14 protein-coding genes are annotated in these 13,879 nt (G+C 66.5%); 9 read left to right on the top strand and 5 right to left on the bottom strand.

All coding sequences use genetic code 11. The annotated features are described in order from the left end of the window. Positions 1-75: 75 nt before the first annotated feature. Positions 76-993 (top strand): Abi family protein, encoded by a 918-nt coding sequence (locus B5F70_RS07310; RefSeq protein WP_158094963.1) that lies wholly within the window; start codon positions 76-78, stop codon positions 991-993. 665 nt (positions 994-1,658) lie between these two features. Here B5F70_RS07310 and B5F70_RS07305 read toward each other — a convergent pair. Next, complete coding sequence (locus B5F70_RS07305; RefSeq protein WP_087204920.1) at positions 1,659-1,913, bottom strand: hypothetical protein; 255 nt, start codon at positions 1,911-1,913, stop codon at positions 1,659-1,661. Between the two features lie 165 nt (positions 1,914-2,078). Between B5F70_RS07305 and B5F70_RS07300 the strand changes: the two genes are divergently transcribed. After that, positions 2,079-2,786 carry a CBS domain-containing protein gene (locus B5F70_RS07300; protein WP_158094962.1) on the top strand — a complete coding sequence of 236 codons (708 nt, stop codon included), beginning with the start codon at positions 2,079-2,081 and terminating at the stop codon, positions 2,784-2,786. Positions 2,787-2,795: 9 nt separating this feature from the next. Here the strand turns inward: B5F70_RS07300 and B5F70_RS07295 are convergent, their stop codons facing one another. Next, the gene (locus B5F70_RS07295; protein WP_162607517.1) at positions 2,796-3,218 is read right to left on the bottom strand and encodes a peptide deformylase; all 423 of its coding nucleotides are present in this window, start codon (positions 3,216-3,218) and stop codon (positions 2,796-2,798) included. Between the two features lie 212 nt (positions 3,219-3,430). Between B5F70_RS07295 and B5F70_RS07290 the strand changes: the two genes are divergently transcribed. Both B5F70_RS07290 and B5F70_RS07285 read left to right on the top strand, forming a co-directional pair. Then, positions 3,431-4,219, top strand: a complete 789-nt coding sequence (locus tag B5F70_RS07290; protein ID WP_087204918.1) for an ADP-ribosylglycohydrolase family protein — start codon at positions 3,431-3,433, stop codon at positions 4,217-4,219. Positions 4,220-4,302: 83 nt separating this feature from the next. Further along, complete coding sequence (locus B5F70_RS07285; RefSeq protein WP_087204917.1) at positions 4,303-4,821, top strand: nitroreductase; 519 nt, start codon at positions 4,303-4,305, stop codon at positions 4,819-4,821. Positions 4,822-5,071: 250 nt separating this feature from the next. Here the strand turns inward: B5F70_RS07285 and B5F70_RS07280 are convergent, their stop codons facing one another. From B5F70_RS07280 to B5F70_RS07270, 3 genes are all read right to left on the bottom strand, one after another. After that, positions 5,072-5,344, bottom strand: a complete 273-nt coding sequence (locus B5F70_RS07280; RefSeq protein ID WP_087204916.1) for a metal-sensing transcriptional repressor — start codon at positions 5,342-5,344, stop codon at positions 5,072-5,074. Position 5,345: 1 nt separating this feature from the next. Then, entirely contained in the window at positions 5,346-5,567 is a 222-nt protein-coding gene (locus tag B5F70_RS07275; RefSeq protein WP_087204915.1) for a heavy metal-associated domain-containing protein, read from the bottom strand. A gap of 97 nt (positions 5,568-5,664) precedes the next feature. Then, a complete protein-coding gene (locus tag B5F70_RS07270) occupies positions 5,665-8,019 on the bottom strand; it encodes a heavy metal translocating P-type ATPase (RefSeq protein WP_087204914.1) in 2,355 nt (784 codons plus the stop codon). 435 nt (positions 8,020-8,454) lie between these two features. Here B5F70_RS07270 and B5F70_RS07265 point away from each other — a divergent pair, with 435 nt between their 5' ends. From B5F70_RS07265 to B5F70_RS07245, 5 genes are all read left to right on the top strand, one after another. Further along, entirely contained in the window at positions 8,455-10,347 is a 1,893-nt protein-coding gene (locus B5F70_RS07265) for a DEAD/DEAH box helicase (protein WP_087204913.1), read from the top strand. A 352-nt stretch (positions 10,348-10,699) separates the two neighbouring features. Continuing rightward, positions 10,700-10,954, top strand: coding sequence for a type II toxin-antitoxin system RelB/DinJ family antitoxin (locus B5F70_RS07260; protein ID WP_087204912.1), 255 nt, complete (start codon positions 10,700-10,702; stop codon positions 10,952-10,954). After that, complete coding sequence (locus B5F70_RS07255; RefSeq protein WP_087204911.1) at positions 10,954-11,931, top strand: CPBP family intramembrane glutamic endopeptidase; 978 nt, start codon at positions 10,954-10,956, stop codon at positions 11,929-11,931. Before B5F70_RS07260 ends, B5F70_RS07255 begins: the two co-directional genes overlap by 1 nt. 107 nt (positions 11,932-12,038) lie before the next feature. Beyond that, positions 12,039-12,986, top strand: coding sequence for a threonine/serine exporter family protein (locus B5F70_RS07250; RefSeq protein WP_206383524.1), 948 nt, complete (start codon positions 12,039-12,041; stop codon positions 12,984-12,986). A 110-nt stretch (positions 12,987-13,096) separates the two neighbouring features. Next, positions 13,097-13,777, top strand: coding sequence for a YoaK family protein (locus B5F70_RS07245; protein ID WP_087204910.1), 681 nt, complete (start codon positions 13,097-13,099; stop codon positions 13,775-13,777). Positions 13,778-13,879: the final 102 nt, after the last annotated feature.

Genomic DNA, 13,879 nt, shown 5'->3' with positions numbered 1-13,879 from the left:
TGGTCACAAATGACTGATGTATGCAACGTTGGCGATGAAGAAGGCGCCTCCTCATCCGGGGGTCATTCTAAGCCCATGCTTACCGTTGAGCAGCAAATAGCCCACATGAAGTCAAAGGGCATCACCTTCGATCTCGTCTCTGAGGAAGATGCCGTTGCTCATCTGCGTACCAAGTGCCAGTTCTTCCGTGTCTACTCCTACCGCAAGCTCTTTCCCAAATACGTCGGCGGCCCGCATGACGGGAGGTACGTGAAACTCGACTTCGGTCATCTCAAGACGCTGTCGAATCTCGATCGTCAGCTGCGTGACATCCTGCTCGCCATGACTCTTGACATCGAGCACTTCGCAAAGGTCCGCCTACTCTCGGCTGCCGAGGACCACGGCGAGGACGGTTACGCCATCATGCGCGCGTACCACGCGAGCCTTCCCAAAAACGACCGCTCCCGCATTGAGGGGGAGCTCAAGAAGAGGAGAAACGACCATTACGCCGGTGGCGTTGTGAGAAAGTACTTGGGCGACATGCCAATTTGGGCGTTCTGCGAGGTGGTGCCGTTCGGCATCTTCGCCGATCTCGTGAGGTTCTGCGCGGCCAGGTGGGGCGACAAAGACCTGAGGGACGTCCACTATCAGCTCAAGAACTCGAGGCAAATTCGCAACGCTGGGGCACATGGAGCATGCATTCTCAACGATGTCGCAAGTCCCTCGCCCTCAAAGCGCTCGCCCGCTGTTCTTGTGAACGCCATGAACGCGCTTGGAATCCCTAAGCGTCTGCGATCGAAGTGGTTCCGCAGTCGCCGGATGGTCCAGATATGCAGCCTGCTGTATCTCTTCTCGCAGATCGTTCCCAAGGGAGAGGTCCGTTCAGATCGCAAGGCCACGCTCATGGAGCTGTTTGCAGAAGTCGACGCATGTGGGTTACCGCCCGAGAACCCGAGCATGGCGGCGCTTCTTTTCCTAAAGCGCTTGACCTCATCGCTCGGTCTGCTAGACTAAATCGCACGTTGCAAAGCCTTCGGGCTTATCGGGGCGGGACTGCGCGAGCGGTTCTGCCCCGTTTTCGTTATCACCAATTAATCGAGGGCGTTCAGGAGCGGCTTATAGGACAAAAAGTGTGTCACGGTAGAACACCTGTCCTAGTCCAGCCAGAAGGGGCACGGGTCCCTGTGGTAGAGCTCCTCCCAGACGACCTGGTCGCCCCACTCCGGGCCGCCGTCCTCGCGCTTGGGCTCTTTGTTGGATGGTGCTAGACGGGCGATCGGCTATTCCAAAGATATCCGGACGGCCGCGTCTAGGACTCGGAGCCGTTAGTTGAGCATGGGATTCCAGCCGCGCTTAATCACGGTCACTTTGCATGAATAAACGTGCCAGCAAAACGTTGGGTCAACGGGTACGTTGTTGTCTCCGCCAAAGCGCGTGACGCTGCGTACGCGGCAGAACGGTTTGTCCCAAATGCGACATTCCTCAAGCGCTCGTGTAAAAAACTGGTCATCGTAATCGTGATAGGGCGTGAAGGGTAATGGGGAGCCGTCCTGCGTCGTGAAGGTATATCCATATTCGTTTTGCTCTTGCGGGCACCGGCGAATCTCGATAACATCGCCCTCTTGGAGTGCTGCGACAGTGCGCTCGAGCTCGATGTTTCGCGCACTCTCCCCGTCGCGTCAAGTCGATTCGGCCCAAAGCTCGGCGATGCCGATCTTAGTCTCGTATGCTGGGGTGTCGTCTGTGAAGTCGCTCGGTTCCACCTCTTCGGCGAACGCATCCAAGCCGCGCATCTCAATAGCCTCGCCTAGTGTCTTTGCCGCGGCAAATCTAACCGAGAAATAGTCCCTTGCATCGAAGCGAGGACCGTCGTAATGCTTTGGTAGCGGAAGGCCAAACTCGTCCAGTCCATCTCGATTGGCGTTCTCTTCCATAGCCAGCCTTCCCTGCTCCCTTTTGATGCAATCTTGTGGCAGAGATTATTCAAATCAGAATAATTCTGTTCGGAATAATCTTTGTCAGACGATGTGGGACCGGCCGGCGATTCTGTCCCCGGCGGGTCGGGTACCATGGACGTAGACAAATCGGAAGGGGCGCCCATGACCGCTGACAACACCGTTGAGTTTTTGGACCTGTACAACCGGCTCGAGCGGCTCATCCGCGAGCGGTACAACCTCTCGCGCGATGGCGGCGCCATCGCGTGGCTGCTCAGCCGCGACAAGGCACCCCGGGCGCTTCGCGACGAGCTCGACTACTGCCGCGAGGTGCGCAACTTCCTCCAGCATAACGAGCGTATCGACGGGTCATACGCCGTCATCCCCAGCGACGCCATGCTCGACGCGCTCCGCTCTACGCTCGGGCGCTTTGAGGGCATGGGCGCGGCGGAGGACGTCTGCACCCGGCGCGAGAAGATCCGCGTCGCCACTATGGACGAGCCCCTGCGCCCGGTGCTGCGCGACATGGCCGAGCGCGGCTACGCACACGTGCCCATCTTGGCCGACGGGCGCGTGGTGGGTGTGCTGAGCGAGAGCACCGTGCTTTCGTATCTAGTGGACGATATGGCGCTCGAGATCCCCGAGACGGCGACGCTCAAACAGCTCGAGCGGTTGCTCGCTCTCGACGCGCACGAGCCGGGGCGCTTTGCCTTTGTGGCGCGCCGCGAGCCCGCCGACGAGGTGGCGGAACTCTTCCAGGCGTCGCTCAGGCAGGCAAACCGCCTCGTCATGGTGTTTGTGACCGAGCACGGCAAACCCGACGAACGGCTCCTCGGCATCATTACCGCCTGGGACCTCGCCAAATTCTTCTAAGCGGAGGCGTTAGATAGCGATGCCTGAGCAGTGGTCTATCTCGTGCTGGATAATTTCTGCGGTGTAGCCGCTGAAGCGCTCGGTGCGCTCGCGCCAGCTCTCGTCCTGATAGCGCACGGTGATGCGGCGGTAGCGCGTGGTGGGGCGGGTGCCCGCGAGCGAGAGGCAACCCTCCTCGGTCTCAAACGGCTCCGCCTGCGCGATGAGCTCGGGGTTGTACATGAGACGGGCGGGGGAGTCCGCGGCGCCGCCCTCGGAAAACACGATGATGCGCTTGAGGACACCGATCATGTTCGCGGCCATGCCAACGCACTCCGTCCGGTGTGCGGCAAAGGTGTCCAGAAGGTCCTGCGCATGCGGTTCGTCGCCGGGTGCGGCGTCTACCGATGGGCGCGCGAGGATGACGCGCGAGGTCATGATGGGACGGATCACGGCTGCTCCTTACGGTTGCTTGCCTGGTGGCGCGTGCCTGCGGCCGCAAGGTCTCGCCGCACATGGGTGCGGAAGGCCCTGGCGCCGCAGCGCGCCTGCGGTGCCGAGCGGGCTTTGCGCGCACGGATCGGGCTCATTCTTATAATGATGCCATCACGAGCAGTGGGGCAACGTACGCGCTCGGAAGTTCCATCGCGATGTCGGGGGGCGATATGACGGCGACGCTTAGGGATTGCATCTTGGGACAGGCGGTGGCGGACGCACTCGGCGTGCCATACGAGTTCCGCGCGCGGGACACGTTTTCCTGTACGGACATGGTTGGCTTCGGTTCGCACCATCAGCCTGCGGGAACGTGGAGCGACGACACCTCCATGGCGCTTTGTATCTGCGATAGCTTCCGGGAGCTCGGTCACATCGACACCGAGGACATTCGGCAACGCTTTGTGAGGTGGTACCGGGAGGGCGCCTACACCGTCGATGGGCTCTTTGACATCGGCGGGGCATGCGCCCGCGCCCTTGACCAGGGGTATGGCTGCGCGGGGGAGTGGGATAACGGCAACGGGTCGCTCATGCGCACGGTGCCCCTCGCCTTCACGGACGCGACCGACGACGAGGTTCGTGCGGTCTCGGCCATCACGCACGCCCATCCCACGTCGACCGGGCTCTGCGTATCGCTCGTTCATATCGCGCGCACGCTTGCGCGCGGGGTCGCCCCGTGCGATGCGATTCCAGACGCCGGCGTGCTGGCGGCGCGCCCGCGGGCGGAGGTCCGCTCGAGCGGATTTGTGCGCGACACCTTCGAGACGGCGCTCTGGTGTCTGCTCACAACCTCAACCTACGCGGACTGCGTACGCGCCGCGGTGAATCTGGGCGACGACACCGACACCACCGCGGCCGTGGCGGGCGCGCTCGCAGGCATCGTCTACGGTGCCAACGCGATTCCTGCGCGGTGGCTCGCTGCGCTGCGCGGGCGTGACGTCATCGAGGCGTGTCTGTTCTGATGCGCGGTTCGCCCGGGCGGCTCAAAACGCGCCCATGGGGTAAGAAACGAGCAAATGCGTAGCGGATTTGAAGGGAGTTTCGCATGAACGACATCATCAAGGCGCTTGAGGAGCGCAGGAGCGTGCGCGCGTACGAGGACAGACCCGTCCCGCGCGAGCTCATCGAACAGGTTATCGAGGCGGGCCTCTGGGCGCCGAGCGGCATGGGCCGCCAGTCTCCCATCATCGTCGCGGTGACCGACCGAGCGCTCCGCGACCGCCTCTCGGCTGCCAACGCCGCCGTCATGGGCGGCGACGGCGACCCGTTCTACGGTGCACCCGTTGTGCTCGTGGTGCTCGCCCCGCGCGACGTGCCCACCTACATCTACGACGGTTCGCTCGTGATGGGTAACCTCATGAACGCGGCGCACACGCTCGGTCTTGGGAGCTGCTGGATCCACCGCGCGAAGGAGGTCTTTGACCAGCCGGAGTTCAAGCAGCTGCTCGCCGACCTCGGCGTCGAGGGCGATTACGAGGGCATCGGCAACTGCATCCTCGGATGGCCGGCGCAGAGCTCCGAGACCAAGCCGCGCCGCGAGGGCCGCGTATTCTGGGCGGAATAGGGTAGTTCCGTCTCGCGGCGCCGTTCATGCGCGCTCGCGCACGGACGCCGAAGCGTGCTCAAGTCGTTTATGAGCGTAAAAGATCGGTGCCCGTCGTGAGCCGCGGTTGATAAGGCAAGTCGCAATAAAGAAAGAGCAGGTAGAAGCTTTGTTCAAATGAGCTTCTACCTGCTCTTCGCCGTACGGCGCCCTTTACGCTCATAACCGACTTGAGGGTGCGAAAGCGCAAGCGCGCACACTCCCGGAGGCGCTACTTCGCCAGTTTGTCGATGACGCGCTCGATCTCGTCGAGCTTCTCGGCCTTCTCCGCGGGCGTGCCCGATTCCAGCGCGCCGGCGACGCAGTGCTCGAGGTGGGCCTTCAGCACGTCGGCGTTGATGCGGGCGAGGATCGACTGGGTGGCCATGAGCTGGGTCGATATGTCGATGCAGTAGCGGTCGGCCTCGACCATGCGGATGATGCCGTCGATCTGCCCGCGCGCGGTGCGCAGGAGCCGGAGCGTCTTGTCGGTGTCCGCCTGCATGCTACGCAGCGGTGATGGAGACGACCTTGAAGGCGTCGCCCGCGGCGCAGACGGCCGCCTCGAGCGCCTCGGGGGCGACCTCGCCGTCGCATTCCACGGTGACCGTGTTGGTCTCGTGGTCGGCGTCGGCGTCCGTCACGCCCGCGACCTTCATGAGCTCGGTCTCGACGGAGGCGTCGCAGTGGCCGCAGTGGAGGCCCTCGGTCTTGATGGTGTAGTTCATGGTCAGATCCTTTCTGTAGGGGACGGGCTCGCCGTCCGGTATACCCGATGATACGCGTCCGCCGCGGTGCGCGCCGCGGCGGCCGCGCGTCGGCCGCCTACGCCCGCTCGCCGGCGATGCGGTCGGTCACGCGGGGGCGGAAGCCCCTCAGGCGCAGCGCGTTGGTGCACACGCACACCGACGACAGGCTCATGGCCGCCGCCCCGAACATGGGCGAGAGCTGCCAGCCCAGGATGGGGAAGAACACGCCGGCCGCGAGCGGGATGCCGCAGGCGTTGTAGAAGAGGGCCCAGAAGAGGTCCTGCTTGATGTTGCGGATGACGGCGCGCGAGAGCTCGATGGCGCGCGCCACGTCGAGCAGGTCGCTTCTCATGAGGACCACGTCGGCGCCCTCCTTGGCGATGTCGGCGCCCGCTCCGATGGCGAGCCCCACATCGGCGCGGGCGAGCGCGGGCGAGTCGTTGATGCCGTCGCCCACCATGGCCACGGTCGCGCCCGTCTCCTCGAGCTCGCGCACGTGGCGCTCCTTGTCGGCCGGCATGACGTCGGCGATGACCTGCCCGATGCCGACGCGCCGGGCGATGGCCTCTGCGGTGAGCGCGTTGTCGCCCGTGAGCATGACGGTCTTGACCCCGAGCGCGCCCAGGGCCCGGATGGCGGCGGCGCTTGTGGGCTTCACCTGGTCTGCCACGGCGATGGTGCCGGCGAGCTCGCCGTTGCGGGCAAAGAAGAGCGGCGTCTTGCCGGCGCGGGCGAAGGCGGCGCGCTCGTCTTCGGGCACCTCGATGCCGAGCTCGGCCATGAGCTGCGCGTTGCCGGCGGCGATGGTGCTCTCGCCCTCACGGGCCGTCACGCCGCGTCCCGGCACGGCGGCGAAGTCGTTCACCACGCGCGCGACGATGCCCATCTCGTCGGCGCGCGCCATGATGGCCTCGGCGAGCGGGTGCTCGCTTCTGCGCTCGAGCGCGGCGGCGAGCTTCATGAGCGCCTTCTCACTCATCACCGGCGTGCCGTCGGCGCGCCGCGCAGGGATGACGTCGGTTACCTGTGGGCGCCCCTCCGTCACGGTGCCCGTCTTGTCGAGCACCACCACGCTCACCTTGTGCAGGGTCTCAAGGGCCTCGGCGCTCTTAAAGAGTACGCCCATCTCAGCGCCCTTGCCGGTGCCCACCATGATGGCCACGGGCGTGGCGAGCCCGAGCGCGCACGGGCAGCTAATCACCACCACCGCCACGGCGGCGGTGAGGGCCTCGTTGACGTTGCCCGTCACGATCATCCACGCGACAAACGTAACGGCCGAGATGCCGAGCACCACCGGCACAAAGACGCCCGCGACCTGGTCGGCGATGCGCGCGATGGGCGCCTTGGTGGCGTTGGCGTCCTCCACGAGCCGGATGATCTTGGCGAGGGCGGTGTCGGTGCCCACACGCGTGGCGCGGAAGGTGAACGACCCCGTTCGGTTGATGGTGGCGGCGTTGACAGTGTCGCCGGGATGCTTCTCCTGCGGGATGGACTCGCCGGTGAGCGCGCTCTCGTCCACGGCGGAGCTTCCCTCGAGCACGATGCCGTCGACGGGAATCGACTCCCCGGGGCGCACGAGCACGGTCTGGCCGAGCTGGATGGTCTCGACGGCGACCTCGGTCTCGGTGCCGTCCTCCTCGACGACGGTCGCGCGCTTGGGTGCGAGGTCGATGAGCTTCTCGAGCGCCCCTCCCGTTTTGGATTTGCTGCGCGTCTCGAGGTACTTGCCCACCGTGACGAGCGACAGGATGGTGCCGGCGCTCTCGATATAGAGGTTGTCCATGGCGAGGACGTGCGCGGCGTGCACGCCGGACGCGGTGCCGGCGGAGAGCGCGTCTGCCATGAGGAACATCGCGTAGACCGACCACGCGGCGCTCGCCGCGGAGCCGATGGCGATAAGCGCGTCCATGGTGGGGGCGCGGTGCCAGAGCGACTTGAAGCCGTTCTCAAAATAGGCGCGGTTCACGTACATGATGGGCAGCACGAGCACGAGCTCGGTCAGGGCGAGCGTCATGGCGTGCGCGGGGTCCGCGAAGACGGCGGGCACGGGCCATCCGAGCATGTGGCCCATACCGATGTAGAAGAGCGGAACCCAGAAGACGAGCGAGATGATGAGGCGGTGCTTCATGGCGCGCGCCGTCGCCTCGAGCTTCTTGGTGGGGGACTCGAGCTTGGCGGCGCGCACGGGCGCGCCCGGGGCGGCGGCGACGGCAGGACCCCCCTGGGGGGAGGCGGAGTACCCCGCGCGGTCGACGGCGGTGCAGATGTCGTCCTCCGTGAGGACGCTGTCGTCGAAATCAACGGTCATCGAGCCGGAGAGCAGGTTGACGGCGACGCTGTCGACGCCGTCAAGCCTTTCGACCGCTTTCTCAACGTGGGCCTGGCATGCCGCGCAGGTCATGCCGCCCACATCGAAGCATTCGTGTGCCATACGGTTCCTCCTCGGTGGATATGGTGCGGGTGCGGGGCACGGCGTTCGCGCGCCGCGCTGCATCCCCGGACATGGTTGCCTGCTCCATCATATACCCCCGGGGGGTGGGGTGTATCCCATTATACGGGAGAAATCGGTATTCCGCCCTCGTCAATAGGTCCCGCCAGACGGCCGTGGCTATGCTGCGACGCAGGTGAATAGCGGGTTGGGCACGCGGTGGCGCATGATGGGGTTTGCGTGCGTACGGGGCCGGCCATCGGTGCCGCTCCCCGCAAAACCCTATACTTACCGACGGCGGTTCTGCTCCCGCGCGTCTGCTCCAGTCGGGCATGTGCCCGTTTTGCGCGTACCGCCCACGACAAGATAACCCTGGTGCTTTGCGGCGCCCTGCGTCCCCTCGCGGGTCGATGGCGCCCAGAATGGAAATGCAACTCTATGACTACAACTGAACACACGCCGCGCGCTGCGGCAGAGGCCGAGGGATTCGGTGGGCTCGGGCTGTCCCGAGCGACGCTCGCCGCCGTGCGCGATCTGGGCTACGAGGCGCCCACGCCCGTGCAGGCCGCGGCCATCCCCCAGGTGCTCGCGGGGCGCGACCTGCTCGCGGCGGCGCAGACCGGTACCGGCAAGACAGCCGCGTTCCTGCTGCCCGCCCTTGATCGTTTGGGCCATGTGGCCCCGGCCCCTGCGGAGGGTGACGCGCCGCGCCGCTCCCGCAACCGCGCGCGCAAGGAGGCCGCCGGTCGCGGTCCCCTCATGCTCATCATCACGCCCACGCGCGAGCTCGCCCAGCAAATCGACGAGGTCGCTGCCAAGATCGCCCGCCGCACGCAGCACACGGCGGTGACGGTGGTGGGCGGCCTCTCCTACAACCCGCAGATCAGCGCGCTCAAGCGCGGATGCGACGTGCTCGTCGCCACGCCGGGGCGCCTGGTCGATCTCATTGACCAGGGCGCGGCGAATCTCTCCGAGGTCGCCGTGCTCGTGCTCGACGAGGCAGACCGCATGCTCGACATGGGCTTTCTGCCGGCCGTCCGCAAGATCGTGGGGTGCACGCCCGCCGAGCGCCAGACGCTCCTGTTCTCCGCCACGCTCGATGAGGCGGCGGTGGGGTCCATCACCGATTTGGTGCGCGATCCCGCGCGCGTCGAGATCGCCCCTGCCACGGCGACGGCCGATACCGTCGACCAGTACGTGCTGCCCGTTTCGCTCGAGGCCAAAAACGCGCTGCTCGCCGAGGTGCTCAAGCGCGAGGGCGCGAGCCGCGTCATCGTCTTCACCCGCACGAAGCACCGTGCCGACGCATGCTGCCGCCGCCTCAACCGCGCGGGCATCAAGGCGCAGCCCATCCACGGCAACCGCAGCCAGGCGCAGCGCGAGCGCGCGCTCGAGGCGTTTCGCAGCGGCGCCTGCGACGTGCTGGTGGCAACCGATGTGCTCGCCCGCGGCATCGACATCACCGACGTGCGCTACGTGGTGAACTTCGATGTGCCGGAGGAGCCGACCGATTACATCCACCGCATCGGTCGCACGGGCCGCGCCGGCGAGCTCGGTTGGGCGCTCACGCTGGTGACGGAGCGCGACGTCGACGAGTTCTTCGCCATCGAGGCCCTGATGGGCAAGACGGCGGAGCTCTTCGATCCGCACGGCCTTGTGGTGGGGGAGAACCCGCCCGCGGTCGACCCGGCGCGCGTGCCGGCGGCCCATCCCGCCAAGAAGAAGACGAAGCGCGGGAAGTCCACGTCTAAGCGCGGTAAGGGAAAGCCGAAGGCCCCGTCCGCGTCGCCGGTGCAGAAGCAGGAGTCCCCGGCCGCATCATCGTCGCAAGGGACGGATGCGCCGACTGCGCGGCGGCGCGGTAAGGACTCGGCGCGCCGTACGGAGACGCCTGCGGATGACGAGCGCTCCCCGAGGGAGGAGAAGCCGCGGCCGGCGCGCCCTAAGCGCTCCGGGCGCACGCGCGTGCGCGCGGTGGAAGAAGAGCGCGCCTCCTCGCCATCCCGCTCCTCCGCGCGGGAGGGGGCGCCCGTGGTGGCGGGTCAAGACCATGCCAACTGGTCGCGTCACGACCGCCATCGCGCGGGCGAGCCGTCTGGCGCTTCTGCCGGGCGCCCCTCTCGGCGTCGACGCGTGCAGGAGAGCGCGCCCGCGCCGAGCCATGATTGGCGCAACGCCGACCAGGTTTCCGAGCGCCGGACGCGGAGCCGCTCCGGCCGTTCGGGCGGACGCGACAACCGCGGCGGACACGATCGTCCCGTCAAAAGCGTCGGGGTGCCGCGCGGCGGCGCCACCGGACGCCGCCCGGGGGATCGCGGCGGACGCCGCTAGGCTTCCCCACCAATCACATAGTGCGCAAAGCGAGCGCTCGATGCCAGACGGCTCGGGCGCTCTTTTACGTTTGCCGCTGTTAGACCACGGTGGATGCTGCCGGGTACCGGGGGCCTCCTTGCCGTATCCCCGGTGGTCTAACAGAGGCTTACGTTTTGCAGCAAGAAGGCGCGGTGGCGGGTTGTGCCCGTTGCCGCAATCTGGTAATCTATCACGCGGGGTATAACTTAGTAAAACTATGTAATACCAACGCACCAAAACGCAGCACGGAGCGGCGCGCAACCCATCAATCCGTAGTGCAACAGGCACGCCGTCCCATAAACGCAGCAACGCCACAGCATGAGGGACCGCCATGGCAGAACACATGACCCCGGTCGTCGCGAAGGTGCTGCCTCAGGAGAAGGCAGCCTTCGCGGCGGCGACCCAGCGCGTGGGCACGACGCCCTCCAATGCCATCCGCATGTTCATCGCCGCCTTCAACCGGTGCGGCACCTTTCCGTTTGACATCTCGCCCACGGGCGCGTTTGGCCAGGGGGCGGCAGACGGCGCCGATCCGGGTGCGGCGCGCGCCTTCGCGGACGGCTCCGAGCTCAAGGAGGCGTCCTGATGGCGCGCTCTGAGCTCTCTGTTCCGGCCCGTCTGTACCGGGGCTTCCCCTGGCTTCTTGCCTGCTGCGGAGCTGTGGGCGCCTATCTCCTCATGAGCGGGAGCACCTACCTCGCCGTGGCCGAGCTCGTGCTCACGGTCGCGCACCGCGCGGAGGTCGATATCGCTGATCCTGCAACGCTCGCCACGTTCGACCTCTGGTTTCAACTCGCCTCACAGCTGGCGTCGGCGCTTCTGTTCTGGTTGTGGTGGCGCATCCTCACCCCCAGGCAGGTGTCCTATGCGCGCCGCGGCCTGCTGCGGCGCGACGCGGCCTCGATCGCGCGCCGCCTTGTCGCCCTCGCCTTGCTCGGCGTCGTGATCCAGATGCTCGTCTCCGTGGTGCTCACACTCATGGTGAGCCTTCTGCCTCAGGTGATGAAGAACTACCGCGACACGATGGAGGCGGCGGGCACGACGGATTTCAGCCTCATCACGGTGCTGGTGGTCGGGCTCGGCGCTCCGCTTCTGGAGGAGACGATGTGCCGCGGCGTCCTTCTGGAGTTCGCCCTGCGTGCCGTCTGCCCCGAGTGGCGCGCCGCATGGCGGCGGGGTGCCCCGCGCGATGAGCGCTGGCGCGCCCGGTCCCGCCGCGTGCCGGCAGCGCAGCTCTGGCTGGCAAACGGTATCCAGGCGGCGCTCTTCGGGCTGCTGCACGGCAATATCGTCCAGACATGCTACGCGTTTCTCATCGGCCTCGCCCTGGGCGCGCTCTTCTGGCGCACGGGCCGTTTGCGTTACAACATGATGCTCCACGGGGTGGTGAACATCGCCTCGTACGCGGTGAACGCCATCTGGGGCGCGCTCGCCGGCCTTGGGCTCATCGGTATGATCGTCGTGCTGGTGGTGGTAGGCGTGTTCGCAGCGGACCTGTATCGTACGGGTACCGTCGCCTTTGCGGGCGCGCTCCCCGCTGCGGGCGAGACGGAGGCGCGCTGAGGGGCGCTCTTTGCGGGCGGCGCGACCCGTGGGGCCCGGTTGGGCTACCATAGACGGCAAGGTGGGGTGCCGGCGCATCAGAGGGCGTCGGCGATAGGAGGGCGCGCATGTCCGGTCGACAGATGACCTTACAGGAACCTTCCGCATCGGACGGGGCGTCCTCGCCCGTAGCCGCCGCGCGCGAGCTCGCCCGGGGCGCCCGCGCGCTGCCCGGGGCGCTGCGCGAGCTCGGCGGGCACCGGGCGCGCCACACGCGCGTGTCGCATCAGAACCATATGCCCGTCCCTTGGCACGAGGTCCTCGACGACCACGACGTGCGCGCCCCCGAGGCGGGTATCGCCGACAAGTCGTCGCTCATATGCCGCCTCGGCCTCCTCAAGCTCTCCGGCGGATCGGGCGCATGGCGCGTGCGCGAGGCCATGAACGCGGCGGCGGAGGTCCTCGGCGTCACGATCTCCACCGACGTGAGCCTTACGTCCATCGAGTGCACGTGCTTCGATGACGAGGGCTCGTTCTCGGAGGTCGCATCGCTCACGACGACGGGCGTCAATACCGAGCGCATCTGGCAAACCGAGCGTCTCGTGCGCGACCTCACGCGTCGCGGCGCCGAGCTCACCGTTGGCGAGTGGCACGCGCTCATGGACCAGATCGAGCACCGTCCGGGCAACTATGCGCCCTGGCAGGTGGGGCTCGCATCCGCGGCGGCGTGCGGTGCCTTCGTGTTTCTTCTGGGCGGCGGCCCCATCGAGATGTTCTGCGCCTTTGTGGGCGCGGGTCTCGGCATGGTGACGCGCCGCCTTATGGCCGACCGCAACCTCACGCACTTCGCCTGCATCGGCATGGGCGTCACGGTGGCCTTCGCGGCGGCGACCCAGCGCGTGGGGACCACCCCTCCAACGCCATACGCATGTTCATGGCGGCGTTCAACCGCTGTGGAACCTTTCCTTTCGACATATCGCCCGCCGGCGCCTTCGGATCTTCTCAGGTCGAGGGCGATGAGGGCTGCGACGGGGGCTTGCGTGTCTGCTAGCGCCTCTCGGCTGCCACCGACATGACGGTGCCGTGTTCCCGGAATACGCTTGCGCGCCCGGGGCCCGCTTGCGCTAGGATAGTGAGCCGGTGCCAAACGGCGTCATGGTCCACATGAAAGGGCACGGTGGCTCCCATGGAGCGAGCGAAGCAGGTTTCCGAATCGATCGAGCTGGGCGTGATCCTCGCGCTCGCCGGCGGGTTCATGGACGTCTACTCCTATGTGGCGCGCGACGGCGTCTTCGCCAACGCGCAGACGGGTAACATCCTGCTGGTGGGTGTCCACATCTCGGAGGGCGACCCGCTTCTGGCGCTCCGCTACCTCTTCCCCGTGCTGAGCTTCGCCGCGGGCATCATGCTCGCCGACCTGTTCCACGAGAGATTCTCGAGCCGCATCCATTGGCGTCAGGTGACGGTGCTCGTCGAGGCGGTGATACTTCTCGGCGTCAGCTTCCTGCCGTCGGCGCTCAACCTCCCGGCGAACTGCCTCACGTCATTCGCCTGCGGCATGCAGGTCGAGTCGTTCAGGAAGATCCACGGTCACGGTATCGCCACCACCATGTGCATCGGCAACCTGCGCTCGGCGCTCCAGAGCGTCGACGACTACATAGTCACCCGTAAGCGGGGCTTCCTGGAGAACGGCGTGCTGTATTTCGGGGTCATCGTATGCTTCGTGGCGGGCGCGGTCATGGGCAACTGGTTCGTCGAGGCGATCGGCCTGCATGCCATAGCCGTCTGCTCCCTGCTCGATCTCGCCGCGTTCCTCCTCATGTTCATCGACCGGGAGCATGCCCGCGGTCCCCTCGCACGCGGCTAGGTCCGCCCCTGCGCTGTCGGCGGGGCGGCCGCCGCTCTCCCGATAGCGTCTGCCCGCTCGGAGAAAATCACCCCCCGTGGGTGCGATCTTACGGGTATACAG

It is taken from the genome of Collinsella sp. An268, from assembly GCF_002159765.1.
Lineage (GTDB): Bacteria > Actinomycetota > Coriobacteriia > Coriobacteriales > Coriobacteriaceae > Coprousia.
Note: the sequence above shows the minus strand (reverse complement) of the source record. Positions and strands in the feature narration are given on the sequence as shown.